The organism is Streptomyces sp. NPDC021562 (assembly GCF_040640875.1).
Taxonomy (GTDB): domain Bacteria; phylum Actinomycetota; class Actinomycetes; order Streptomycetales; family Streptomycetaceae; genus Streptomyces.
Genome location: NZ_JBFACN010000018.1, coordinates 129,545 through 154,160 on the forward strand (window position 1 = coordinate 129,545; position 24,616 = coordinate 154,160).

At 71.2% G+C, this 24,616-nt stretch carries 25 protein-coding genes; 10 read left to right on the plus strand and 15 right to left on the minus strand.

All coding sequences use genetic code 11. The features are described 5' to 3' along the window. Positions 1–53: 53 nt before the first annotated feature. From AB0G52_RS27055 to AB0G52_RS27075, 5 genes are all read left to right on the plus strand, one after another. Entirely contained in the window at positions 54–1,034 is a 981-nt protein-coding gene (locus AB0G52_RS27055; RefSeq protein WP_361339449.1) for a helix-turn-helix domain-containing protein, read from the plus strand. Beyond that, on the plus strand, positions 1,022–1,483 hold the full coding sequence (locus AB0G52_RS27060; RefSeq protein WP_361339452.1) for a cupin domain-containing protein: 462 nt from the start codon (positions 1,022–1,024) through the stop codon (positions 1,481–1,483). Before AB0G52_RS27055 ends, AB0G52_RS27060 begins: the two co-directional genes overlap by 13 nt. Before the next feature lie 351 nt (positions 1,484–1,834). Beyond that, positions 1,835–2,899: an aromatic ring-hydroxylating dioxygenase subunit alpha gene (locus AB0G52_RS27065; protein WP_361339455.1), complete on the plus strand. Its 1,065-nt coding sequence runs from the start codon at positions 1,835–1,837 to the stop codon at positions 2,897–2,899. Beyond that, the gene (locus AB0G52_RS27070; protein ID WP_165939260.1) at positions 2,896–3,066 is read left to right on the plus strand and encodes a hypothetical protein; all 171 of its coding nucleotides are present in this window, start codon (positions 2,896–2,898) and stop codon (positions 3,064–3,066) included. The genes AB0G52_RS27065 and AB0G52_RS27070 overlap by 4 nt, the downstream gene beginning before the upstream one ends. Next, complete coding sequence (locus tag AB0G52_RS27075) at positions 3,063–4,001, plus strand: PDR/VanB family oxidoreductase (protein ID WP_361339458.1); 939 nt, start codon at positions 3,063–3,065, stop codon at positions 3,999–4,001. Before AB0G52_RS27070 ends, AB0G52_RS27075 begins: the two co-directional genes overlap by 4 nt. Before the next feature lie 102 nt (positions 4,002–4,103). Here the strand turns inward: AB0G52_RS27075 and AB0G52_RS27080 are convergent, their stop codons facing one another. The 10 genes from AB0G52_RS27080 to AB0G52_RS27125 all read right to left on the minus strand — a co-directional run bounded on the left by AB0G52_RS27080 (position 4,104) and on the right by AB0G52_RS27125 (position 16,357). Beyond that, on the minus strand, positions 4,104–6,281 hold the full coding sequence (locus AB0G52_RS27080) for a discoidin domain-containing protein (RefSeq protein ID WP_361339461.1): 2,178 nt from the start codon (positions 6,279–6,281) through the stop codon (positions 4,104–4,106). Between the two features lie 55 nt (positions 6,282–6,336). Continuing rightward, positions 6,337–7,962 carry a glycoside hydrolase family 13 protein gene (locus tag AB0G52_RS27085; protein WP_361339464.1) on the minus strand — a complete coding sequence of 542 codons (1,626 nt, stop codon included), beginning with the start codon at positions 7,960–7,962 and terminating at the stop codon, positions 6,337–6,339. 30 nt (positions 7,963–7,992) lie between these two features. Next, positions 7,993–8,874, minus strand: a complete 882-nt coding sequence (locus tag AB0G52_RS27090) for a carbohydrate ABC transporter permease (protein ID WP_361339467.1) — start codon at positions 8,872–8,874, stop codon at positions 7,993–7,995. Continuing rightward, positions 8,871–9,827 carry a sugar ABC transporter permease gene (locus AB0G52_RS27095; protein ID WP_361339470.1) on the minus strand — a complete coding sequence of 319 codons (957 nt, stop codon included), beginning with the start codon at positions 9,825–9,827 and terminating at the stop codon, positions 8,871–8,873. Before AB0G52_RS27095 ends, AB0G52_RS27090 begins: the two co-directional genes overlap by 4 nt. 5 nt (positions 9,828–9,832) lie before the next feature. Further along, positions 9,833–11,185, minus strand: a complete 1,353-nt coding sequence (locus AB0G52_RS27100) for an extracellular solute-binding protein (RefSeq protein ID WP_132887167.1) — start codon at positions 11,183–11,185, stop codon at positions 9,833–9,835. 129 nt (positions 11,186–11,314) lie between these two features. Further along, positions 11,315–12,310 (minus strand): LacI family DNA-binding transcriptional regulator, encoded by a 996-nt coding sequence (locus tag AB0G52_RS27105; RefSeq protein WP_361339474.1) that lies wholly within the window; start codon positions 12,308–12,310, stop codon positions 11,315–11,317. Positions 12,311–12,378: 68 nt separating this feature from the next. Further along, complete coding sequence (locus AB0G52_RS27110) at positions 12,379–13,194, minus strand: ABC transporter permease (RefSeq protein ID WP_361339478.1); 816 nt, start codon at positions 13,192–13,194, stop codon at positions 12,379–12,381. Between the two features lie 18 nt (positions 13,195–13,212). Then, positions 13,213–14,076 carry an ABC transporter permease gene (locus AB0G52_RS27115; RefSeq protein ID WP_132887165.1) on the minus strand — a complete coding sequence of 288 codons (864 nt, stop codon included), beginning with the start codon at positions 14,074–14,076 and terminating at the stop codon, positions 13,213–13,215. Positions 14,077–14,079: 3 nt separating this feature from the next. After that, on the minus strand, positions 14,080–15,273 hold the full coding sequence (locus tag AB0G52_RS27120; RefSeq protein ID WP_132887164.1) for an ABC transporter substrate-binding protein: 1,194 nt from the start codon (positions 15,271–15,273) through the stop codon (positions 14,080–14,082). A 52-nt stretch (positions 15,274–15,325) separates the two neighbouring features. Further along, positions 15,326–16,357 carry an ABC transporter ATP-binding protein gene (locus AB0G52_RS27125; RefSeq protein WP_132887163.1) on the minus strand — a complete coding sequence of 344 codons (1,032 nt, stop codon included), beginning with the start codon at positions 16,355–16,357 and terminating at the stop codon, positions 15,326–15,328. 122 nt (positions 16,358–16,479) lie between these two features. Here AB0G52_RS27125 and AB0G52_RS27130 point away from each other — a divergent pair, with 122 nt between their 5' ends. Together AB0G52_RS27130 and AB0G52_RS27135 are read left to right on the plus strand one after the other, a co-directional pair. Continuing rightward, positions 16,480–17,217: a GntR family transcriptional regulator gene (locus tag AB0G52_RS27130; protein WP_361339483.1), complete on the plus strand. Its 738-nt coding sequence runs from the start codon at positions 16,480–16,482 to the stop codon at positions 17,215–17,217. 36 nt (positions 17,218–17,253) lie between these two features. Then, a complete protein-coding gene (locus AB0G52_RS27135) occupies positions 17,254–18,093 on the plus strand; it encodes a cache domain-containing protein (protein WP_361339486.1) in 840 nt (279 codons plus the stop codon). Positions 18,094–18,182: 89 nt separating this feature from the next. On the opposite strand, the gene AB0G52_RS27140 is transcribed toward AB0G52_RS27135, so the two are convergent. Further along, positions 18,183–18,854, minus strand: coding sequence for a hypothetical protein (locus AB0G52_RS27140; protein ID WP_165939259.1), 672 nt, complete (start codon positions 18,852–18,854; stop codon positions 18,183–18,185). A gap of 247 nt (positions 18,855–19,101) precedes the next feature. Between AB0G52_RS27140 and AB0G52_RS27145 the strand changes: the two genes are divergently transcribed. Further along, complete coding sequence (locus tag AB0G52_RS27145) at positions 19,102–19,758, plus strand: helix-turn-helix transcriptional regulator (RefSeq protein ID WP_132887160.1); 657 nt, start codon at positions 19,102–19,104, stop codon at positions 19,756–19,758. Positions 19,759–19,947: 189 nt separating this feature from the next. Then, a complete protein-coding gene (locus AB0G52_RS27150; RefSeq protein WP_132887159.1) occupies positions 19,948–20,175 on the plus strand; it encodes a hypothetical protein in 228 nt (75 codons plus the stop codon). Between the two features lie 20 nt (positions 20,176–20,195). On the opposite strand, the gene AB0G52_RS27155 is transcribed toward AB0G52_RS27150, so the two are convergent. Both AB0G52_RS27155 and AB0G52_RS27160 read right to left on the minus strand, forming a co-directional pair. Next, the gene (locus AB0G52_RS27155; RefSeq protein ID WP_132887158.1) at positions 20,196–20,876 is read right to left on the minus strand and encodes a 4'-phosphopantetheinyl transferase superfamily protein; all 681 of its coding nucleotides are present in this window, start codon (positions 20,874–20,876) and stop codon (positions 20,196–20,198) included. Continuing rightward, the gene (locus AB0G52_RS27160; protein WP_361339491.1) at positions 20,824–21,729 is read right to left on the minus strand and encodes a metallophosphoesterase; all 906 of its coding nucleotides are present in this window, start codon (positions 21,727–21,729) and stop codon (positions 20,824–20,826) included. The genes AB0G52_RS27155 and AB0G52_RS27160 overlap by 53 nt, the downstream gene beginning before the upstream one ends. Positions 21,730–22,040: 311 nt before the next feature. Between AB0G52_RS27160 and AB0G52_RS27165 the strand changes: the two genes are divergently transcribed. Continuing rightward, entirely contained in the window at positions 22,041–23,162 is a 1,122-nt protein-coding gene (locus tag AB0G52_RS27165; RefSeq protein ID WP_361339494.1) for an ATP-grasp domain-containing protein, read from the plus strand. Positions 23,163–23,513: 351 nt separating this feature from the next. Here AB0G52_RS27165 and AB0G52_RS27170 read toward each other — a convergent pair whose 3' ends face one another. Both AB0G52_RS27170 and AB0G52_RS27175 read right to left on the minus strand, forming a co-directional pair. Next, positions 23,514–24,014: a cupin domain-containing protein gene (locus AB0G52_RS27170; RefSeq protein WP_361339497.1), complete on the minus strand. Its 501-nt coding sequence runs from the start codon at positions 24,012–24,014 to the stop codon at positions 23,514–23,516. A gap of 63 nt (positions 24,015–24,077) precedes the next feature. Further along, entirely contained in the window at positions 24,078–24,584 is a 507-nt protein-coding gene (locus tag AB0G52_RS27175; RefSeq protein ID WP_361339500.1) for a MarR family transcriptional regulator, read from the minus strand. Positions 24,585–24,616 lie beyond the last annotated feature (32 nt).

Sequence of the window (24,616 nt, forward strand, 5' to 3'; positions counted from 1 at the left end):
AACCCCGTCCGGGACTTGACCGCGAGCAGAAGTGTCGCCGTTAACGTTGACCGGTGATCGGCAACCTTGAGACGTTCCAAAACGAGTTGGCCGCCAGTGGGTTTCCCCCGCTGGTCAACAAGCTGGCCGGGGCCGGTTTCCGGGGCCGGATCGCCACCCGCGACCTCGGGCCGCTGCGGCTGGTCTCCCTCGACACGCCAGAGAGCGCCTGCATCGGGCGGGAGCGCGACGCCTCCGACGGCGAGAAGCTGGCGGTCAAGGTGATGACCTGGGGCCGGACGCGGATCGAGCAAGGGCGCGGCGACGCCGAACTCGGGCCGACCGACCTGGTGCTGCTCGATCCCACGCGTACGCTCCGGTTCGAGAGCACCGCCGCTGCGCACGTCACCATCCTGGTTCCGCGCCGGGAGCTACGGATCCGGCCGGCGGGGATCGACCGGCTCGTCGGCGTACGCATCGACGGCAGCCACGGCCCGGGCGCTCTCGTCTCCGTGCTGGCCCGGGAGTCGGCGCGGTCGGCGACCGGGTTCCGCGAGGCGGAGGCGAAGCGGTCGGCGGCGGCCGTCGTCGAGCTGATCGCGGTCGCACTGGAGGCCCGGCTCGGCGACGAACAACCGGCCCCGGACGAGTGGCTGCGGGACCGGATCACCGGCTACATCGAGGCCCGGCTGGCCGATCCCGATCTGTCCCCGCCCAAAATCGCCGCCGCCCACCACATGTCCGTACGCCGGCTGCACAAGCTGTTCGAGGACCAGCCGCTCACCGTCGCGGCCCTGATCCGCCGTCGCCGCCTGGAGCGCTGCCGAGCCGAGCTGACCGGAAGCGGACGTACTGTCACCGCCGTGGCCGCCCGGTGGGGATTCTCCGATCCCACTCATTTCAGCAAGCTCTTCAAGGCGACGTACGGCTACAACGCCCGCGCACTGGTAACCAACAACCGTGCACAGACGACCAAGACACGCACAGCCGGCCCGGAGAAGGATGGTGGTGACCACGGCAGGCAACAGCAGGAGGAGACGTCATGGCGAAGGTGAACATCGTCCGCCCTGGTGAGGGCGAGATCCTCGGCAGCGGGGCACAGCAGATCCGCATCCTGGAGAACGGCGAGCACACCGACCACCGGCTGGGGTTCGCCGAGGTCACCATTCCGCCAGGCACCCCGAGCCCGTTGCAGCATCGCCACGCCCAGCATGACGAGGGCTTCTACGTGCTGGCGGGAACTTTCCGGTTCACCGTCGGCGAGGAGCAGTACGACGCCGGGCCGGGCACCTGGGTCATCGTGCCGACCGGGGCGCCGCACACGTTCGCCAATGTCGGCGACGAGAACGCGGTCATGCTGAACACCTTCACGCCGGACCTGTATGTGCAGTACTTCCGCGACTTCAAGGCCGTGATCGAGTCCGGGCAGCCGGTCAACGCCGAGACGATGCAACCGCTCTGGAAGAACTACGCCACCGAGATCTCGAACGAATACGCCTCGTGAAGCGCCTTCAGTACGACCGCTGCGGTGGCCCCGGAGGCGATGCGGCTCGCTGGTTCGAGCCACCACGCCCGGGTCGGGTGAACCTCTCGTCCGCGTCCGGGTGGGCCATGCCCGAGGCGGCGACCGCCAGGGTGCCGGCCGCACCTCGGTGGCCCCCCAGGATTCGGCCGTACCACGCGGCACTCGGCCCTGGCGGCTGGGGGCTTCCAGAACAAGGCTCTGACCAGCCTCTTCACAGAAGTCCTTCCGCCTGACAGAAGCCGCCTTGCCGAGCCGGCGCAGGCCTCACGACCCTGATTCCAACCACGGCACGCGGGGCGACGACGCCCCGCCGACAGGGACGGAAACCCCATGCCTCACATGACCGCCTTCGCCAGGAACCAGTGGTACGTCGCCGCCTACAGTCACGAGGTCGGACGGGAGTTGTTCGGGCGGACGATCCTCGGGGAGCCGCTCGTGTTCTACCGCGCCGAGGAGGACGGCGCGCCGGTCGCCCTCAGCGACCGCTGTGTGCACCGGCGTTACCCGCTGTCGGAGAGCGGACTCGACGGTGACCGGATCGTGTGCGGGTACCACGGGTTCACCTACGACCGGACCGGCGCGTGCGTGTACGTGCCGGGGCAGAAGCGCGTCCCGCGCACCGCCCGGGTCGCCTCCTACCCGGTGGTCGAGCAGGACTCGCTGGTGTGGGTGTGGATCGGCGACCCCCAGCTCGCCGACGCGGCCGCCGTCCCGCGCGCCCGTCACCTCGACTCCCCCGGCTGGACGACCGTCCGCGGCATGGAGCCCATCGACGCCGACTACGGCCTGCTGGTCGACAACCTCCTCGACCTCTCCCACGAGACCTATCTGCACGGCGGTTACATCGGCACCCCCGAGGTCGCCGAGACGCCGATCACCACGGAGGTCGACGAGGGGGCCGGGATCGTACGGGTCAGCCGGCACATGGACGACGCCGAGTGCCCGCCGTTCTACGCCCGTTCGACCGGGATCGAGGGCCGGATCACGCGCTGGCAGGACATCGAGTACCACGCGCCGTGCCTGTACCTGCTGCACAGCCGGATCGCGCCGGTCGGCGTGGTGCCGGAGGCCGACGGCAGCGACCCGAACGGCTTCCACACCGAGATCACCTATGCGATCACCCCGTCCGCGGAGGGCAAGGTGTACGACTTCTGGATGGTCTCCCGGGACTGGGCGACCGACGACGCCGAGGTCACCGAGTTCCTGCGCGGCAACAACCACACGGTGGTCATGCAGGACGTGGACGCCCTCAACCTCCTGCAGCGGACACTGGGTTCGGAGCGCGCCGGCTACCAGGAGCTGAGCATCAACATCGACACCGGCGGCCTCGCCGCCCGCCGTATCCTCGCCCGGCTGGTCGAGGAGGGCGACAAGCCCGTGGAGAAGGTCCTGTGAGCACGCCGACCGGTGAGGTCTACCGCATCGACTGGCTGCCGGGCACCGACGTGCTGCACGGCACCTGTCACTGCGGGGCCGAGCACACCGCCCAGGACCCGGTCGAGATGTGGGAGTGGATGCTCGGCCACCCCGAAGGACACCAGCCCCCGGAGCGCACCGCATGAGCCTGTACGAAGCCGAACTCGTCGTCACCGAGAGGGCGTCGGCGGCGGACGGTGTCGTCGCCCTCACCCTTCGGCACCCGGCCGGCGAGGACCTTCCCGGCTGGGAGCCGGGAGCCCATCTCGACGTGGTGCTCGGACCGGACCTGGAGCGGCAGTTCTCGCTCTGCGGGGATCCGGGCGACCGTACCGGGTGGCGGATCGCGGTCCTGCGGGAACCGGACGGGCGGGGTGGATCCGCCTTCGTCCACGAGCGGTTGTGCGTCGGCGACAAGGTGCGGGTGCGCGGGCCCCGCAACCACTTCCGGCTGGAGCCGGCGTCCCGCTACCGGTTCGTCGCGGGGGGCATCGGCATCACCCCGATCCTGCCGATGCTGGCCGCCGCCGAGGCCGCGGGCGCCGAGTGGACGCTGCTGTACGGCGGCCGGACACGCCGGTCGATGGCCTTCACCGGGGAGTTGGCCCGGTACGGCGACACCCGGGTCACCGTCGCCCCGCAGGACGAGACCGGGCTGCTGGACCTCGGCGCGGTGCTCGACGACGTCCCGGAGGACACCCTCGTGTACTGCTGCGGTCCCGGGCCGTTGCTGGACGCGGTGGAGGAGCGCTGCCCGGCCGGTGCCCTGCGCGTCGAGCGGTTCCGGCCGAAGGTGCAGGAGGCGGGTGCGGAGCGGGAGTTCGAGGTCGTCCTCGCGCGGAGCGGTCGCAGCCTCACCGTCGTGCCCGGCGTTTCGGTGCTGGACACCGTCCGGGCCGCCGGCGTCGAGGTGCTCTTCTCCTGCACCGAGGGCACCTGCGGCACCTGTGAGACGGATGTCCTCGAGGGCACCCCGGAGCACCGGGACTCGGTGCTCACCGAGCAGGAGCGGGCGGCCGGGGAGACCATGCTGATCTGTGTCTCGCGGTGTCGTGGGGAGCGCCTGGTGCTCGACCTGTGACACCACGGCCCGAGAGCGGGTCCCCGCGCTCGGCCGCACGGCGGACCCCTGGGTGCGAGCAGGTCCGGGCGGCCGGGCACGGGGTTCCCGGGGTGGCGGCGGTCACGCGGTCAGGTGGGCCTCCACCTCACTGAACTGCCCGGCCGGCCAGCCGTCGTTGGCGCTGACGGTCAGCCGCAGCCAGCGCAGGCCGGTGCCGCCGGGCAGGGCCACGGTGACGGTGTTGCCGGTGGCCGGGTCGAAGCGGTAGCCCGTCGCGCCCACCACGGTCGTGTAGGTCGAGCCGTCGGTGCTGCCGAGCACGGTGACGGTCTGGGTGCGCACGTTCCAGGCGGCCTGCGGGGGGAGTTTCAGGACCAGTCGGCGGACTGCGTAGGAGGAGCCGAGGTCGACGGTCAGTGACTGCGGGAAGGCGTGGTTGGTCGACTCCCAGTAGCTGTTCGCGTCGCCGTCGACCGCCTTGCCGGGGGTGTAGACGTCCTGCGAGCCGGTGGCGGTCGCGGGGCGGCCCTTGGCGAGGTTGCGGGCCGGGTCCGGGTCGGGGTTGCCCTGTCCGGGCGCCGGCCAGGTCGAGCAGTCCGACCAGGTGCCGGGCCAGCCGGAGTTGCCACCGCCGTCGGTGAGGACGAAGGACCCGGAACCGGCCGGGTACGGGCAGTTGTAGACACCGGCCGCGCCGACCCCGGTGGCCGTGACGTCGCGGAAGGTCGCGGCGCCCTGGGCCTCGGCCTGGACCACCACCGTACCGGTGTTGCGGACGGTGGCCCCGGCCACCGTGACGTTCCGGACCGGGTACCCCTGCCCGCCGCCGGAGACGAACTCGAAGGCGCTGTACGGGCTGTCGGTGATCGTGGTGTTGGTGATGTTCACGGTCGCGTTGACGGCGCTGTCGTAGGAGTCGACGCGCAGCGCGCCCATCGGGTGGTTCCAGTTGGGGTTCATCGCGCCCGTGCGGACGAGGGTGTTGCCGTCGACCGTGATGGTGCCGGCCAGGGGACTGAACGGGTCGAGGAACTTCTGGTTGGAGATGGCGATGCCGCTGCCCAGGGCGTTGGTGTCGGAGACCAGGTTGTTCTTCACGGAGATGTCGGTGCCGCCGTAGATCGCGATGCCGTTGGCGAGGTTCGGCTGGGAGATCGTGTTGTTCGCGAAGCTCGAATTGGTGTCGGGCGAGTTCAGCGACCACATGGCGAGCGAGTCGTCGCCCTGGTTGCGCAGGAAGTTGTTGCGGACCTGGACGCCGTGGGCGTTGCCGTTGAGGTTGAGGCCGTCGGCGGTGGTGTCGAGGACGCGGTTGTTCTCGACGACCAGGTTGTCGTTGTTGCCGGTCAGCCAGAACCCGCACTTGAGGTGCTGGATCCACATGCCGGAGACCGAACTGTCCGGTCCGAGAGAGCCGTTGACGAAGTTGTCGGGGTTGGAGTCGACGCGTTCGGTGACCTCACCGAACACCGCGAAGTCCTTGATGTGGACGTTTCCGGCGGAGCTCGACTGGTCGATGAACCGTGAGGTGTGCACGACCGAGTACCAGCTGCCCGCGCCCTGCAGGGTCACGTTCTGTACGCCGCTGAGGGAGGACGTCAGCCGGTAGTCGCCCGGCGGGATCCACACCGTGCCGCCCTGGGCGGCGGAGATGGCGTCCCGGAAGGCCTGGGTGGAGTCGCCGTTGCCGCTGGGGTCGGCGCCCTTGGAGACCACGGAGACCGAACCGGCGGGCTGTGCGGCGGCCGCCGCGACCTGCTCGAAGTCGGCGACGTCGACGGTGACCTGGGTGCCGGTGGACTCGAAGGCGACCTTGTCGCCCGCCTGGATGTTCTGGCCCAGCAGCAGCCGGGCGTCGTCGAAGAAATGGTGCTGCTTCGCGCCCGCGATCCAGCCGGTGTCGACGTAGGAGTACTTCGAGGTGACGGCCAGGGTTCGCGCCAGCCTGACCCCGTTGACGTACACGTTGAGGGTGCCGGTCTGGCCGTCGGGAACGCTGTAGGAGACGTTCACGGCGTTGGACGCCCGGGGTGCGGTGAACTCGACCCGCTGTCCGGACGTGAGCCGCACGGCCTGGCGGCCGGAGGCCTCGGAGGCGAGGGTGCCCTGGGTGTAGTCGGGACCGATCTTCGTACCGCTGGTGGCCGCCGCCTCCGCCTCCACCGAGGTGAAGGGGAGGCTCGCACCCGCGGCCGCGTGGGCGGCGGGCGCGACGGCGACGAGCATGCCGGCCGCGAGTGCTACGACCGCCGCCACGGCTGGCATGCTCCTGACAGTCTGGTCGATGGTGTGCTGCATGTGCTGATCCCTTCGGGGGGTGGGGGACGGGGACAGCGCGAGCGGTACCGGCGGCTCAGGTCGCCAGCCAGACCGCCGTGTCCTGCGGCAGCCGGCCGGCGTCGTCCAGCGGACCGCTGCCGATCAGGAGTTCGGAGTGGGCGGGGAGTTCGGCGGGGGCCGCGGCGAGGTTGACCACGCAGGTCGCGCCGTTGCCACGGGTGAAGGCGAGGACGCCGTCGGGGGCGGGCAGCCAGGTCAGCGGGCCGTCACCGAAGTGCGGGCGGAGGGCGATGGCACGGCGGTAGAGAGCGAGCATGGAGGCGGGGTCGTCCTGCTGGCGGTCGACGGCGTGCGACGCCCAGCCGGCCGGCTGCGGCAGCCACGGCTCCTCGCGGGAGCCGAAGCCCGCGTTCGGCTCCCCGCCCGCCCAGGGCAGCGGCACCCGGCAGCCGTCCCGGCCGGGATCGGTGCCGCCGGAGCGGAAGTGCATCGGATCCTGGATGCGGTCCACCGGGATCTCGGCCTCGGGCAGTCCCAGCTCCTCTCCCTGGTAGACGTAGACCGCACCTGGCAGGGCCAGCGAGAGCAGGGCGGCGGCACGGGCCCGGCGGGTTCCCAGGGCGAGGTCCGTGGGGGTGCCGAAGGCCTTGGCCGCGAAGTCGAAGGCGGTGTCCTCGCGGCCGTAGCGGGTGACGGTGCGGGTCACGTCGTGGTTGCACAGCACCCAGGTCGCGGGGGCACCGACGGGCGCGTGCTCGGCGAGCGTGGTGTCGATCGACGCGCGCAGCCGGGCCGCGTCCCAGGGGCAGGACAGGAAGGAGAAGTTGAAGGCCGTGTGCAGTTCGTCGGGGCGCAGGTAGCGGGCGAAGCGTTCGGCGTCGGGGAGCCAGACCTCGCCGACGAAGACCCCGTCGTAGGCGTCGGCGACCGTGCGCCAGGAGCGGTAGACGTCGTGGAGTTCGTCGCGGTCGACGAAGGGGTGCTGCCGCGGGTGGGTGGAGAGGTCGGGCAGCTCGGGGTCCTTGGCGAGCAGGGCCGCCGAGTCGATGCGGACGCCCGCGACACCGCGCTCGAACCAGAAGCGCAGGATGTCCTCGTGCTCCTGGCGGACGGCCGGGTGGGCCCAGTTCAGGTCGGGTTGTTCGGGGGTGAAGAGGTGCAGGTACCACTCGCCGTCGGGCAGCCGGGTCCACACCGGTTCGGTGGAGCCGACGAACTGCGACGGCCAGTCGTTGGGCGGGAGTTCACCGGCCGGGCCGCGGCCGGGCCGGAAGTGGAACAGTTCGCGTTCGGGACTCCCCGGTCCGGCGGCCAGCGCGGCCCGGAACCAGGGGTGCTGGTCGGAGACGTGGTTGGGGACGATGTCGACGATCGTGCGGATGCCCGACTCCCGTGCCTCGGCGATGAGTTTCTCCGCCTCGGCGAGGGTGCCGAAGGCGGGGTCGATGGCCCGGTAGTCGGCGACGTCGTAACCGCCGTCCTTCATCGGGGACGGGTACCAGGGGCTGAACCACAGCGCGTCGACGCCGAGTTCGGCGAGGTAGGGCAGCTTGGCGCGGACGCCCGCGAGGTCGCCGGTGCCGTCGCCGTCGCCGTCCGCGAAGCTGCGGACGTACACCTGGTAGATGACGGCGGAACGCCACCAGTCACGGTCGTCGCGGTCCTCGTGGTTCTTCGGGGCATGGCTGGGCTGTCCCACGGTGCGTGCCTTTCTGTCGGAGGTAGGGCGTCAGCCCTTGGTGCCGCCCGCGCTGATCCCGGCGACGATGTGCCGCTGGAAGACGAGGAAGAGCGCGACCATCGGGATGCTGGCGATCACCATCGCGGCGATGAGCACGGTGAGCTGGATGTTCTGCGACAGCTGGACGAGGGCCACGCTGATGGGCTGCTTGTCGGTGTCGGAGAAGACCATCAGCGGCCACAGGAAGTCCTGCCAGACCGAGACCAGGGCGAAGATCGAGACGACCCCGAGCACCGGCCGGGACATCGGCAGCACGACCGACCACAGGATCCGCAGCTTTCCGGCGCCGTCGATCTCGGCGGCCTCCAGGACGTCCCGCGGCAGCTGGGCGAAGAACCGCTTCAGCAGGTAGAGGTTGAAGGCGTTGGCGACGGCCGGGAGCCAGATGCCGAGCGGGTCGTTCAGCAGACTGGTGTGGAGGAGGGGGAGGTCGGCGACGGTCAGGTACTTGGGTACGACCAGGGCCTGCGCCGGGACCATCAGGGTGGCCAGGATCCCGCCGAGGATCACCTTCCCGAACGCCGGTCTCAGCCTGGACAGGGCGTAGGCGGCGGCCGTGCAGAACACCAGCTGGAAGGCCCAGGCGCCGGCGGCCTGCACCACCGTGTTCCACAGGTGTTCCGGGAGCTGCATCAGATCCCAGGCGTCGGTGTAGGCGGACAGGTGCCAGTGCCTGGGGACCAGGGTGGGCGGGGTCCGGGCGATCTCGTCCGGGGATTTCGCCGCGCCGGTCACCATCCAGTACACGGGGAACAGGAAGGCGAGCGCGAAGAGCAGGACGACGGTGGTGAAGACGCTCCAGTAGACGGCCTTCCCGCGCGGGCGGGCCAGGGTCGCCGGGGAGATCAGGGTGCGGGTGGTGGGGCTCATCCGTCCTCCCCGGAGCGGGTCAGGCGCAGGTAGCCGGCCGAGAAGACGCCGAGCAGCACCAGGAGCATCACGCTGAGCGCGCAGGCGCCGCCGAAGTCGTTGTAGAGGAAGGCGTACTTGTAGATCAGGTAGAGCACGGTGACGGTGGCGTTCTCCGGGCCGCCCCCGGTGATGACGAACGGCTCGGTGAACACCTGCATCGTCGCGATGATCTGAAGGAGCATCAGCATCAGGATGACGAAGCGGGTCCCCGGGACGGTCACGTGCCGGACACGCTGGAGGAGGTTCGCGCCGTCGAGTTCGGCGGCCTCGTACAGTTCGCCGGGGATGGACTGGAGTGCGGCGAGGTAGATCAGCACGGTGCCGCCCATGTTGGCCCAGGTGGCGACGATCACCAGGGAGACGAGCGCGGTGCCGGTGCCGTTGGTCCAGTTCGAGGTGGGCAGGTGCAGGTAGCGCAGGGTCTCGTTGGCGAGCCCGGCCCCGGGGTCGTAGAACCACTTCCACAGCAGGGCGCTGACCACCGGCGGGATCATCACCGGGAGGTAGACGACGATCCGGAAGAACGCCCTGGCGTGCCGGAGTTCGTTGAGGACGAGGGCGAGGACGAACGGGATCGCGAAGCCGATCAGCAGGGCCAGCAGCGTGAAGGCGAGGGTGTTGCGCCAGGCCGCGGAGAACTCGGGGTCGTGCAGCACCCGGGTGAAGTTGGCGGTGCCGACCCAGGCGGGGTCCGAGCCCGGGGTGTACTTCTGGAAGGAGATCACGACCGCGCGGATCGCCGGGTACCAGGAGAACAGGGCGAAGCAGATCAGTCCGCCGAGCAGGAAGCCGTAGGCGCGGGCCTGGTCGACGAGGCGGCGCCGCCTCCGGTCCCCTGCCGGGGGCGGCGCCGGGATCCGTGGGGCGGTGACCGCCGCCGGGGCGGGTGGCCGTGCGGCCGTCTTCGTCATCGTGGTCAGCCCCGGGCCAGGATGCCGTCGATCTTGTCGTCGGCGTCCTTGAGGAGCTGGTCGATGTCGGCGTCCTTCTGGGTGAGGACGGCGGAGACGGTGCCGTCGAGGACGGAGTAGATCTGCTGGGCGTCCGGCGGCTCGATCTTCATACGGAGGGTCCGGTTGCCGTCCAGGAACGCCTGGTAGTTCTGCACCGGGACGTTGGCGTTGGCCTTCTTGACCTGCTGGTCCTTGGCGTCGGCGGCGCCGGTGAACAGGCGCGGCTCGGGCAGGCCGACCGGTGCGTCGTGCTTCCTGGCGCGGGCGTAGTCGCCGAGGAAGCCGTCACCGGGGGTGAGGAACATGGAGTCGAGCCACTTCAGTCCGGCGCGGATCTGGGCCGGGCTGTCCTTCTTGTTGAACATGTAGCCGTCGCCGCCGATGAGCGTGCCCTTGCCGCCGGGCATCGGGCCGAGGGCCAGGTCCTTGTAGTTGCCGCCCTTCTCCTTCACCAGGATCGGGATGTTGTCCGGGGCGGCGAGGTACATGCCGAGCTTGCCCGAACCCATCATCTGCTGGACGTCGTTGATGACCAGGAGCTGCTTGCTGCCCATCGAGTCGTCGGTCCAGCGCATGTCGTGCAGGTTCTGGAGGACCGCGTGGCCCTCGGGGGTGTCGACGGTCGCCTTCCTGCCGTCGGCGGAGACGACGTCGCCGCCCTGGGAGTACAGCTCGGCGGTGAAGTGCCAGCCGCCCTGGTTCTGCGCGCTGTAGTCGGCGTACCCGACGGTGCCGTCGCCGAGTGCGGCGATCTTCCTGGCGTCGGCGCGGACCTCGTCCCAGGTGGTGGGCGGCTTGTCCGGGTCGAGGCCGGCCTGCCGGAAGAGCGTGCGGTTGTAGATCAGGCCCATCGAGTAGCCGGTGCGCGGGATGCCGTAGACCTTGCCGTCGACGGTGTAGATGTCGCGCAGCTGCTTCTGGATGGTGCCGTAGCTCTTCAGGTCCTTGAGGTACGGCGTGAGGTCGGCCGCCTGGTGGATGTCCACGACGTGCCGGGCGTCGGTGAAGTAGGTGTAGAAGACGTCCTCCATCTGGCCGCCGGCCAGTTTGGCGTCGAAGGTCTTCGGGTCCTGGCAGGGGAACGCGTCGTGCGCGACGACGTCGATGTCCGGGTGCTGCTTCTCGAAGGCGGCGATGTCCTGTTCGAAGAACGACCGGTCGACCTTGGCGCTCTTCGGCGGTTCGCAGTTGACGGTGATGCGCGTCCTGCCGCTCGCCGTGTCGTCACCGCCCGACCCGCAGGCCGCGGCGGAGAGCGCGAGCGAGGAACAGACGCCGATCGCGACGAGAGCACGACGGTACCCGGTGCTGGACATCGGTGGACCCCCAGAGCAGGAGCGGTGGCGCCGCACCGGAACCGGTGGGCGCCGCACACTCAAGCACCGGCGCCATCTCTCCGCAAGATGTCGCGCGTAATCTGTAATTATTCGACAGACAGCCGGTTCTCAGGGACGGGGCGCTTGCGCGGTGGAACCGCGCACCACCAGCTCCGGCTCGAAGAGCAGCTCGTCGGGTGCGACGACGGTGCCGTTGACCTGGGCGTTCAGCAGTTCCACGGCTGCCCTGCCCATGGCCTCGATCGGCTGCCGGACGGTGGTGAGCGGGGGCTCGGTGCAGTTCATGAACGCCGAGTCGTCGTAGCCGACGACCGACACCTGAGACGGGACGTCCAGGCCCCGGCGGCGGGCCGCCCTGATCGCCCCGAGCGCGAGCGGGTCGCTGGCGCAGATGATGCCGGTGACGCCCTGGTCGATCAGGCGGGTGGCGGCCGCGTGGCCGCCCTCGATCGAGAACATGGCCCGGGCGACGTGCGCCTCCGGCAGCTCCCCCACGGCCTGCGCGGCGGCCAGCTTGCGGGCCGACGGGATGTGGTCGGCCGGCCCGAGGACGAGACCGATGCGCTCGTGGCCCAGCGAGGCGAGGTGGCGCCAGGCCTGTTCCACCGCCACCGCGTCGTCGCAGGACACGGCGGGGAACCCGAGGTGTTCGATGGCCGCGTTGACCAGCACCACCGGGATGTTGCGGTCGGCGAGCTGCCGGTAGTGGTCGTGCGGCGCGTCGGCCTGGGCGTACAGCCCGCCGGCGAACACCACGCCGGACACCTGCTGTTGCAGCAGCAGTTCCACGTAGTCCGCCTCGGACACCCCGCCCTTGGTCTGGGTGCAGAGCACCGGGGTGAGCCCGAGCTGGGCCAGTGCGCCGCCGATGACCTCGGCGAACGCGGGGAAGATGGGGTTCTGGAGCTCGGGCAGGACCAGACCGACGAGACGGGCGCGCTCACCGCGCAACTGGGTGGGGCGCTCGTAGCCGAGGACGTCCAGGGCGGAGAGCACCGCCTGGCGGGTGGCCTCCGAGACACCTGGCTTGCCGTTGAGCACGCGGCTGACCGTGGCCTCGCTGACCCCGACCTTCTTGGCCACTTCCGCAAGTCGTCGCGTCATGAGCGCAAGAGTAGCGCAACTTACGCAAGCCGTTTGCGTAACGGGAACGGACGGACGGACGGCGTGCGTCAGACGCGGCTGCCGGACGCCGTGTCCGCCGACAGTCTCTGGGCGAGGTGGACCGGTACGACGGACAGCAGGACCAGCACCGCGGCCACCACGTTCACCACCGGGGCCTGCTGCGGACGGGTCATGTTGTCGAAGATCCACAGCGGCAGGGTCTGCACCCCGGGACCCGCGGTGAACGTCGTCACCACGATCTCGTCGAAGGAGAGCGCGAAGGCGAGCAGCGCGCCGGCCAGCAGCGCCGAGCGCACCAGCGGGAAGGTGACGTCGGCGAAGGCCCGGAAGGTGTCGGCACCCAGGTCGGCGGCGGCCTCCTCGTAGGCGCCGGAGGTGCGGCGCAGCCGGGCGACCACGTTGTTGAAGACGATCACGACGCAGAAGGTGGCGTGTCCGACGACGACGGTGAACAGGCCGAGTCCCACGCCGAGCGGCTCGAGAACCGTGCTGAACGCCGAGTTGAGCGCGATCCCGGTGACGATGCCGGGCAGCGCGATCGGCAGGACGACCACGAAGGAGAGGGCGTCGCGGCCGAAGAAGCGGTACCGGGCCACCGCGAACGCGACGAGGGTGCCGAGCACCAGGGCGATCGCGGTGGCGCCGAGCCCCGCCCGCACCGAGGTCCACAGCGCCTCGCGGGCCCCGGAGCTGTGCCAGGCGGCCGACCACCAGCGGGTGGTCAGACCGGACGGCGGCCAGCTCGCGCTGCGGTCGGGGCTCAGGGAGTTCACCAGGACCAGCAGCAGCGGGACGTAGATCACGGCGAAGCCGAGGGCGGCGGCGACGCGCAGGGCCGCGCGGGCGGACCGGGAGAGTCGCATGGGAGGTGTCCCCCGTCGTCAGAGGCTGCTCAGCGCGCCCGTACGCCGCATCGCCAGCAGGTACAGCACGATGACGACGACCGGGACGGTGGCGAGCGCGGCGGCCATGGGCAGGTTGAGTTCGATGTTCGCGTAGACGAGGTTGCCGATGAGCTGGGTCTTGCCGCCGACGATCCCCACGGTGATGTAGTCGCCGAGGCTGAGCGAGAAGGTGAACACCGACCCGGCGGCGACGGACGGCAGCACCATCGGCAGGACCACCGACCGGAAGGTCCGCCCGGTGCGGGCGCCCAGGTCCGCGGAGGCGTCCAGCAGGCTGTCGGGCACCTGCTCCAGGGCGGTGTGGATCGGCAGGATCATGTACGGCAGCCACAGGTACGTCAGGGCGACCACGGTGGCCGGCAGGCCGAAGCCGGGGCCGCTCAGCCCGAACGGCCGCAGCAGCCAGTCGGCGAGCCCGCCCTCGGACAGGATCAGCCGCCAGGCGTACACCTTGACCAGGTAACTCGCCCACAGCGGGGTGAGGATGGCGACCACGAGGAGCGGGCGCCGGCTGGGTCTGGCGACCCGGGCGGTGTAGAAGGCGACGGGGAAAGCGATCACCGCGCACAGCGCGGTCACCGCGAGGGCGACGCCGACGCTGCGCAGGACCACCTGCCGGAACACGGGGGTGGTGACCAGTGTGTGGAAGTTGTCGGCCGACCAGACCTTGACGACCTGCGAGGTGAAGGAGTCCGTCGTCCAGAAGGCGGAGACGAACAGCACGGCCAGCGAGCCGAGGTAGAGCACGGCCAGCCACAGCAGCGGGGCGGTCAGCAGCAGCGCGAGGCGGAGCCGGGGGCGCCGGTGCAGCGCCCCCGCGGTCCGGGTGAGCACGGTCACGGCTCAGCCCTTGATCTCGGTCCAGGCCTGCACCCACTTGGCGTACGGCACGCACCTGACGTCGGTGCGGCCGTCCAGGCACTGCTCGATGGGCGTGTTCCAGAAGGCGATGTTCTTCCAGTAGCTCTCGTCGGCCGCGTGGTACGTCGTGCAGAAGTTCCTGTCGCTGGTCAGGTCGCAGGCCTTGGCGTTGGCGGGGGCCTCGCCGAAGTACTCGGCGACCTCGGCGTTGACCTTCGGGGAGACGATCCAGTTCAGCCACCGGTAGGCGCAGTCGGGGTGCTTGGCCTTGGCGGAGACCATCCAGGTGTCGGACCACCCGGTGGAGCCCTCCTTGGGTACGAAGGCCTTGACCTCGGCGCCCTCGCCGGCGGCCAGGTTGGCGATGACCTGCCAGCTGGTGCCGATCACCGAGTCGCCGCTCTTGAAGGCGGAGATCTCCTTGAGGTAGTCGCTCCAGTACTCACCGATGTCCGCGTTCTGCTTCTTCAGCAGGGCAACGGCCGCGTCGAACTGCTTCTGGTCGAGCGCGTAGGGGTCCTTGATCTTCAACTCGGGCTTGGTGGCCTTGAGATACAGGGCCGCGTCCGCGATGTAGATCGGCGAGTCGTAGGCGGTGACATGGCCCTTGTACGTCCCGGCGTCGTCGAAGACCGCGGCCCAGGACGTGGGCGCGGGGCGGACCTTCCGGGTGTTGTACATCAGCAGGTTGGCGCCGCGGCCGTGCGGGATGCCGTACATCTGGCCCTTGACCGAGTTCCAGGCGCCGTTCTTCAGACCGCTGAAGACGTCCTTGTAGTTCGGTACGAGCCTGGTGTTGACCGGGGCCGCGTCCCCGGAGGCGATCAGGCGCAGCGAGGCGTCGCCGGAGGCGGAGACGGCGTCGTACTCGCCGGTCTTCATCAGCTTGACCATCTCGTCGGAGCTGGCCGCGACCTTGGAGTGGACCTGGCAGCCCGTCTGCTTCTCGAAGTCGGTGACCCAGTCCACCTTGGGGTCGTCGGAGCCGTCCTCGACATAGCCGGCCCAGGCGATCAGGTTCACCTCGCCCTCGGACGTGCCGAGCTTGGCGAGCGGCTTGAGGTCGGGCGGGTCGAAACCGTTCGGGGAGGCGGAGTTGCCGGAGGACCCGCAGGCCGTGGCCGCCAGCAGCAGCGCGGCGGCGGCGGCCGAGGTGAGGGGACGGGGGAGGCGCACGACGTACTCCAGACGTGGGGGACGGCGGATCCGGACGTGAGGGGACGGCGGGTCAGTCGGGGACGCGGACGGTGTGCCGGCGCTGCCAGCGGAGCCGGACGCGGCTGCCGCGGTACGCGGCGACGTCCTCGGCGGAGGTGTCGAGGTTCTGCTGGAGCGCGGTGAGCCGGCCGCCGCCGTCGAGGTCGACCAGGAAGCGGGTGGCGTCACCGAGGTAGACCACGTCGGCGACGGTGCCCGGCGCGGTGACGTGGCCTTCCTCGTCCGGGTCGGCGGTCTCGTCGAGGACCCGGATCTTCTCGGGCCGGACGCTGTGGGTGCCGCTCTCCCCGAGCACCCGCAGCGCGGTGTCCCCGGTGAGCAGGTTGGAGGTGCCGACGAAGGAGGCGACGAACGCGGTGGCGGGGCGTTCGTAGATCTCGGCCGGCGTGCCGACCTGCTCGATGCGGCCCTGGTGGAAGACGGCGACGCGGTCGCTCATCGTCAGGGCCTCCTCCTGGTCGTGGGTGACGAAGACGAACGTGATGCCGACCTCGCGCTGCAGGGCCTTGAGTTCGGTCTGCATCTGCTCGCGGAGTTTGAGGTCCAGGGCGCCGAGGGGCTCGTCCAGGAGCAGCACACGGGGACGTCCGACGAGGGCGCGGGCGAGGGCGACGCGCTGGCGCTGGCCGCCGGAGAGCTGGGCGGGGCGGCGGCCGCCGTAGCCGTCCAGGCGGACCTCGGCGAGGGCCTTGCGGGCGCGGACCAGGCGTTCGGCCTTGGGGACGCCGCGCACCCTGAGGGAGTAGGCGACGTTCTGCTCGACGGTCATGTGCGGGAACAGGGCGTAGTCCTGGAAGACCGTGTGCACGTCCCGTTCGAAGGGGGCGCGGCCGGTGACGTCCTGTCCGGCCAGTTCGATCACTCCGGAGGTGGGGGGCTCGAAGCCGGCGATCATGCGGAGGACGGTCGTCTTGCCGGAGCCGGACGGGCCGAGCATCGAGAAGAACTCGCCGTCGCGGATCTCCAGGTCGACGCCGACGACGGCGCTGGTGGCGCCGAACGACTTCCGCAGATCCCGCAACCGGATCGCGCTGCCCCCCATGGCGGGAACCTTCCTGCCGTCCTCCTGCGTTGACCCTGGCGAACGGAAAGGTATGAAGTCATAGTTCAAATCTCAAGACCCCGCCAAGGTAAAGCTTGGGTCAACGCATAGGGTGGTGGGCCGTGAGACAGCAGCGGACCGGCGGCGCCCGAGAGGCCGTCTTCGCCCCCGTGGACGGCGGAGCCCGGGTGCATGCCGTGGTGCGCCGGATAGGCGACGCCATCGACCTGGGCCTGCTCGCCGACGGGGAGCAGCTGCCCGGCGAGACCGAGCTGGCCGGACAGCTCGGGGTGTCCACGGTGACCCTGCGGGAGGCCCTGATGGCGCTGCGCCAGCAGGGCCTGGTCGTCACCCGGCGGGGGCGTGGCGGCGGGAGCTTCGTGTCCTCCCCCGAGACGCCCGACCCGGAACGCCTCCTGGACCGGCTGCGCGGCTGGAGCACCGAGGAACTGCGCGACCTCGGCGACCACTGGGCGGCCCTCTCGGGCACCGCCGGGTACCTCGCCGCCGAGCGCACCGAGGATCACGACCTGGAGCAACTGCGGCGCACCGTCTTGGAGTTGGGCAGAGTACCGGATGCGCCGACCCGTGGCCGGCTGTACGGCCGCTTCCACGTCGAGCTGGCGGCCGCCGCCCAGTCGGCCCGGCTGACCCGGGAGCAGGTCGCGCTCCAGACGGAGGTCGGGGCGTTGCTGTGCCTTGTGCTCGGCGACGACGAATATCGTGAAGAGGTGGCGGACCGTCACCGCGACGTGATCTCGGCCGTGCAGGATGGGGCGCACACATCGGCCAGGGAGCTGGCCGAGCGGTGCGTACGGGACACGACGGCACGGCTCATCGCGCTGCGTCTGGCCCGGTAGGCGCCGTGCCCGCTCCCCCGTCCGCGGGAGGGCATCATGCGCCGCAGCACCGCCCCCTGCGGTCCGGCGGCCGGCACGCTGGACGCCGCCGCGGAAGACGCGGCCGCGACGTGCACGGCCGGGGACTACGCGGCCGGGGAGGACGCGGCCGAGAAGGACGTGGCCGCGCGGGTCGGCGGCGCTCTGGAAGCGGTGTTCGACGCCGTGGCCCAGACCCGCGCGGACACCGCGGCCCTGCTGGCACGGGTGATCGCACAGGGCCGCCGGCCCGTGACCGCGGACCTGGCCGCGCTCCGCCCCGGACTCCATCTTCGGCTGTCCCGGCAGGAGTTGGTGTCCGGCGTCGGTTTCGTGGCGGCGCCCGGCATGCTGGCCGACGTGCCGGCCTGGCTGGAGTGGTGGCAGAGCGACGCCGACGGGGACGTACGGCCGCTGCTCCTCGACCTCGATCCCCGGACCTCGGCGTACTCGGACTACACGCACTGGGACTGGTTCGCCCTGCCCCGGGACACCGGGCGGCGGGCGGTGGCCGGGCCGTACGTCGACTACCTCTGCTCGGACGAGTACAGCCTGACGCTGTCGGCGCCGGTCGAGGTGGCGGGCCGCTTCCTCGGGGTGGCCGCGGCCGACGTGTACCTACGGCACTTCGAGGCGGCCGCGCTGCCCCTGCTGCGGGAGCTGCCCGGGCCGGCCCGGCTGGTCAACGCCCGCGGGCGGGTGGCGGCTTCGACGGACCCGGGGCAGCTGGCCGGCGCACTGGCCAAGGGCCCGGACTTCGCGAGCGTACTGACGACCGGCCGGCCGGACGTCGTCGGCCGACTGCGCCTGACACCCTGCCGGGGCGTGCCCCTGGTGCTGGCCGTGGACAGGCGGTGAGGGGCGACGGACGGCTGGTGGGGGCCGTGGTGTGAAGGACGGGTGTCCGGCCCGGCGCCGTCGGCGACCTGAACGCCGGCGGTGCCGGGTCAGCCTTCGGGGGCCGGGACGACGCTCAGATGGGGGCCCAGGCCACCGGCTCGGCGCGAGCGGCGCGGGGCGGTGACGGGGCGGGGGGTGGCGCGCAACACCAGGGTGTAACGCGCGTAGCCCATGTCGAGGAGGGTCTCGGAGGTCTCGCCGACCACCCGGCACTCGGTGGCGCCCAGCAGCGGGTCCGGGTGCCACAGCGGGCGGACCGCGCCGTCGAGCCGGGCGCCCTCCTCGCCGACCGCGCGCAACCAGTGCGGCAGCCCCTGCCGGAAGGCTGCCTCCATGATCGGGTCCTGGGCGATCTCCCGCCGGAGCGACTGGAGTTCGTGGTCGTGCGCGTACCGCTCCAGAGCGGTCTTGAACTGCGCCAGCATCGGCAGGCACCAGCCCGCCTCGTGACCGCCGAGCACCGCGCCGGCGTCGGGGTGGAACAGCACGAAGCGCAGGAAGTTGTCCCCCGGCATGGCCGTGGGATGCGGGGCGACCGCCTGGAAAAGTGTCTCGAACGCGCCGTTGGCGAGCACCACGTCCCAGCGGTGATCCACCACGAGGGAAGGGAACGGCAGCGCGTCCAGCAGCAGCGCGTAGTCCTGGAGATACGCCTGGCCCTCAGGACTTGCGGGGACGGGCCGCGGCGCCGGTCGCCGCCCACCTGCCTGATATGCCATCGGGAGGTCACCCCTCTTGCCTATGCGGCCTTCTCGCGGCGATGTGATCCTGCTGCCCCACCTGGAGTCATGTCAACTATCGTGGCATTTCATGCCTGTCGACGGCCGAAATTGGCCACAGTTGTGGCGGGACCTGGATGTGAGTTCGAACGAACCGCTAATCTCCGGGAGGTTCCACGCCGGTGCGTCCACGGCGACCGCTTGTGAGAAACCCCTGATTCCCCTGAGAGACACAGGAGTTCTGTCGGTGACGGATGGCTACCAGGATCCGGGCGCCACGGCGACCGCCCAGCTGCCGGCCGTCGTCGCCCGCGTCACCGCGCTGGCCGACCGGCTCGGCGTGGCGCACCCCGAGGTCTTCGACGTCGGCCGGCTCTCGTACGCCAGCGGCGTGCCCGAGCCCGTGGTGCGGGCGCTGTTGAACGGCCGGCCCGCGGGCGACGAGCCGGACGTCCAGGAACGCTTCCTGCAACGCCTCGACCTGCTGCGCCGCACCCGGCTCAAGCCCAACGGGCGCAAGCACACCCAGCAGGAGATCGCGGACGGCGCGGGCATGTCCCGCCAGCAGGCCGGCGCCCTGCTCAACGGCGACCGGCGGCCGACCATGGAGCACTGCGACGCCCTCCAGCGCTTCTTCCGCGTGCACGCCGGATTCCTCACCGCCGAGGACTCCGAGGCCCTCGCGGGCGCCCTCCAGCGCGTCGAGCAGGAGTTGCTGCAGCAGCTGGCCGACCGGGAGCGGGCCGCGGCCGCGCCCGCCGAGGAGGACCCGCTGGAACGGCTGCTCCAGGACCACGGGGTGCGGGGCATCGCCTGGCGGGCCGCCCAGTTGCCCACCGACCAGCACCGGGACAAGGTCGCGGAGTGGCTGGACATGCTCCTGGAGAGCGTCAAGCGGCCCTAGTCACGGCGCTGACGCTGCCCGCTCGGCTCCCGGCCGGGGACTGCCGCGCGTCCGCTGAGCGGGCGAACCGGAGTGTGGCCGGACCCCGTTGTCAGTGGCGGACGGCAAGCTGGGGGATGCGCACCGCACCGACGGTGCGCCCGCGCCCTCAGGGCGTGCGACCGCGACGACCGACGGGGAGACCGACCGATGCCCACCGCCGTACTGACCGACCGCGAGCGCACCGCCGTCCAGGCCTATCTGCGGCTTCTCCACACCGTCCGCGCGGCCTTCGACGGACCGCCCGACGGCGCCCGCCCCTTCGTGGTCCCGCCCGCAGTGCTCGCCGAGGCCGAGGCGGCCCTGGCGGACGCCGGACTCAGGGGCAACGAGGAGGAGTTCTTCCGGCTGCTGCACGACTGGTGCCCGCCCACCTGAGCCGACGGGGCACCGGCCGCTCAGGCGTGCGGTACGACCACGGCCGAGGTCAGCATGGAGTGCGCCACGCTCCAGCGGCCCTCGAAGAATCCCAGCCGCTGTCCGCCCACCTCCGGCCCGGGGACCAGGAGGCGGGCGCGCAGGGTGCCGTGCGCCCGCCCTCCGGGCTCCGGGACGAGTTCTATGTCGGCCTCGGCGAAGTCCAGCCACTTGCCGGTGAGGGGGAACCACGCCTTGTAGACGGACTCCTTGGCGCTGAACAGCAGCCGGTCCCAGTGCACGTCGGGACGCGCGGCGGCGAGCCGGTCCAGGCGCTGCTGCTCGGCGGGCAGCAGCACGGCGTCGGCGACCCCTTCGGGCAGCGGGGCGTGCGGTTCGGCGTCGATGCCCAGGGAGACCAGGTCGGTGGCGCGGACCAGGGCGGCGGCGCAGTAGCCCTCGCAGTGGGTCATGCTGCCGAGCAGCCCGTCGGGCCAGCGCGGGGCGCCGCGTTCGCCGCTCAGGACGGGCTGCGGCGGGACCCCCAGCTTCTCCATGGCGCGCCGGGCGCAGGCGCGCACGGCGGAGAACTCACGGCGCCGTTTGGGCACGGCACGCGCGACGAGCGCCGCCTCCTCGGGATAGAGGGGGGCTTCGCGGATCGCGTCGTCACCGAGCATCTCCACGGCCACCACCGACTCCGGGAGCAGCTCCTCGATCACCGGTTCCGACCTCCATCGGCAGAATGCGACGCAGCTCGCCCGGGGGCCGGGAGCGCTTGCGCCACTCGCGGGGATATCCCACGGAGACCTCTTCGAAGCGGACCCCGTCCAGCCAGGTGGTCCGGGGGATGTGCAGATGACCGTAGACCATGGTCGCGACGCGGAACCGGCGGTGCCAGTCGGCGGTGCGGGTGGTGCCGCACCACATGGCGAACTCGGGGTGCCAGAGCACGTCCGTGGGGTGCCGGTCCAGCGGGTAGTGGCCCGCCAGCACGGTCGGCAGGTCCTGCGGCAGGTCGGCGAGCCGGCGCTCGGTGGCCTCGACCCGGGCCCGGCACCAGTCCTCGCGGGTCGGGTAGGGGTCGGGGTGCAGCAGGTACTCGTCGTTGCAGACGATGCCGGTGCCGTGCGCGTAGGCGAGGCCTTCCTCCTTGGTGGCGCAGCCCGCCGGCAGGAAGGAGTAGTCGTACAGCAGGAACAGCGGGGCCACGACGGCCGGGCCGCCCTCGCCCTCCCAGACCGGATAGGGATCCTCGGGGGTGACCACGCCCAGTTCCCGGCAGAGCTCGACGAGGTGCTCGTAGCGGGCGACGCCGCGCAGCGTGACCGGATCCGTGGGATGGGTCCACAGGTCGTGGTTGCCGGGGGCCCACAGCACCTTGCGGAAGCGGCCCGCGAGGGTCTCCAGCGTCCAGCGGATGTCGGCGACGGTCTCCGCGATGTCACCGGCGACGATCAGCCAGTCCTGGTCCGTCTCCGGACGCATCCGCCGGACGAGTTCGCGGTTCTCCGGGTACGAGATGTGCAGGTCGCTGATGGCCAGCAACCGCCCGGTACCGGCCGTGGACTCCACCCCGCACCCCTTCCGATCATGCCGTCGCTCCCACCAGAGCACACTACGTCGCCGGAGGACAAGGGGCCCTCTCGGCCTGCCGTCGGACCGTCAAGGAAACCGGCGGGGACGGCGCAGGAAAACACGGGTGGACAGGTCGGGGAAATCCGTAACACTCGCGTTGCACGCGGGGCCCCTCGGAAGCCGTATGATCCCCCCAACACCACCGCCACGAACTTCCCTTCGTACAGGGCGGTTTGGTGACCCTCCAACCACCCTGCCCGGGCACGGGCCCGCTGACCCCTGCCCGAAAACCCCGAAAGGCGGCTTTAATGCGCTCTCGCGTACGCGTCTGGCTCAACCGCACGTACGCGGAGAACGTGTTCTTCATGGAGCAGCTGCGGAGAAATCCCAGCGACCGGGCGGTCGAGATCCATGCGACGCACGGCGACGCCGACTCCCCCGTGCTGGCCGCCGCGGACACCGCCGAGCTGGAGCCGGAGGGCCTGTCCCCGGCGGGCTACGTCGAGTACGCGCTCGACCAGTGCCGGCGCCGTGGCATCGATGTCTTCGTGCCCCGGCTGCACCAGTCGACGATCGTGGCCCACCGGGCGGACTTCGAGTCGGCCGGTACGGCGCTGCTCGCGCCGACGCCGGAGGGCACCGCCGTCTTCGAGGACAAGGCGACCGCCTACGACGCGGTCAGCTCGGTGGGGGTCCCGGTGCCGCCGTGGTTCCGGGTCCGCACCGCGGACGAACTGGTGGCCGCGGTCGAGGCGTTGGAGGCGGGCGGGCACAAGGCCTGCTTCAAGCCGGCCACCGGTGCGGGTGGGGTGGGATTCCGGGTGATCACCCGCGCCCCCTTCTCGCTCCTCCACCTCAACGGGTTCCCCGGGCCGCACGTCCAGCTCGACCTGGTCGTGGACGCGCTGCGGCAGGCGGAGCAGCCGGTGAACTGGCTGGTGATGCCGCGGCTCGAGGAGCCGGAGGTGTCCGTGGACTGCCTTACCGGGCCGGACAACCGGCTCCGGCTGGCCGTGGGCCGGACGAAGAAGGGCCGTCGGCGCGGCTTCACGCTGGACGAGCGGTGGCTGGCGCCGGCGCGGATCATCGCCGAGGGCTTCGGGCTGCACTACCTCTCCAACATCCAGTTCCGGATGTTCGGCGACGAGCCGGTGCTGCTCGACGTCAACACGCGCCCTGCGGGCGGCCTGCACCAGCTGTCGCTGTGCGGGGTCAACGCCCCGTGGGCCGCTGTGCAGTTGGCCTTGGGCGAGGACCCCGGAGTGATCGAGCCGCCGTTCCTGGGGCAGGACTACGCGGTGGTGTCGGGGCCGAAGCCGGTGCTGCCGTCGGTGCCCGTGCCCCGGGAGGAGGCCGACGTCATGCCGGCGCCGACGCTGCCCGTGGAGATGGAGCCGGTCGACACCGCGGCCGCGGCGCTGCCGCTCTAGGCAAGGGCCCCGGGCTCGCCCCCCCGAGCCCGGCAGTGCCCGAGCGGCACCGCGCCGGGCTCGGTGCACGCGAGCCCGAGCGGGCAGGGCGGCGGGCCGGGAGTCCGCCGCGCCCGCCCGACGGCATCCGGTCGGGCACCGCCCGCTCCGGCTCCCTGTCCACCTGCGCTCGGGCTAGGGCGTGTTGCGAAAGTCCCGCCTGCCGCGCGACGCCATGCACGCACTCTCGCCGCACCGGGCCCTGACCCAAGTACATCCAGTACGTGGATCAGGGCCCGGCACGCCGAGAGCACGCACCTGACGCCGCGCGGCCCGCCCTCCGGGCGGACGACGGGACTTTCGCAACACGCCCTAGAGGAACTCGCTCCGGTAGGTCTCGGCCAGCTCGGCCGCGCGGCGGCGGCGCTCCATGAGCTCCTCCTGCGACAGCTGCGGCGGCGGCGCGTCCTTGCCCGCGACGACGTCGCCGATGCGCAGGAAGTACTCGTCCTGGCCGGCGGGGGTGCACATGCACAGCATGCGGGCCGGCGCTCCCGAGACGTTGCGGAAGTGGTGCGGTGCGTTGGCCGGCACGTTGATCGTGGAACCGGCCCGCACCGTGTGCTTCACGCCGCGGAACGTGAACTCGATCTCGCCCTCCAGGATCGTGAACATCTCCTCGAAGTCGTGCCGGTGCGGGGGCGGGCCGCCGCCGTCGGGCACGCGCATGTCGATCAGGCAGTACCGGCCGTCGGTCTGTTCGCCGGTGATCAGCATGGCGTACGTGTTGCCCACCAGCGAGACGTACGTCGTGCCGGGGTCGTCCGGGTGGGCCACGGTCAGCGAACGGGACGGATCGTCATCGGGAATCATCGCGGTCGTCTCCTCGGAGGCAGGTCGGGCGGGAATCAGCCGCCGGCGTGACGACGCGGGCCCTCACGCTCCGCCTTTGGGGCGGCGGCGAGAGGCGGCCGAGCGGGGCGGCGCCGAGCGCATGTGCTCGCGTACCGGCGCCAGCAGATCGGCGAGAGCCCGGACGTCGTCGGGCGTGAGCGGTGCGAACAACAGGCCGTTGACGACCTCGACGTGACCCGGCAGCACCTTCGCGAGCAGCTCCCGTCCGGCGTCGGTGAGGGTGACGGTGATGCTCCGCTCGTCGTCCGGTGCGGGAGCGCGGACGACCAGGCCCTCCTTCTCGAGCAGACCCACCTGGTACGTCAGGCCGCTGCGGCTGTAGACGACGCCGTCGGCCAGGTCGGTCATGCGGTGGCTGCCCGTCGGCGAGTCCCCGAGACGGGCCAGCAGCTGGAACTGCACATAGCTGAGATCACCGGCCTCGCGCAGCTGCTGCTCGACCGCGTGCCTCAGCAGGCTGGTCACCTCGACGAGGTCGAAGTAGGCGCCGAGCTGCACGGGGTCGAGCGACGGTGACGGATCAGGCATGACCGGAGTCTACTGCTTCGAATTCGAAGAGT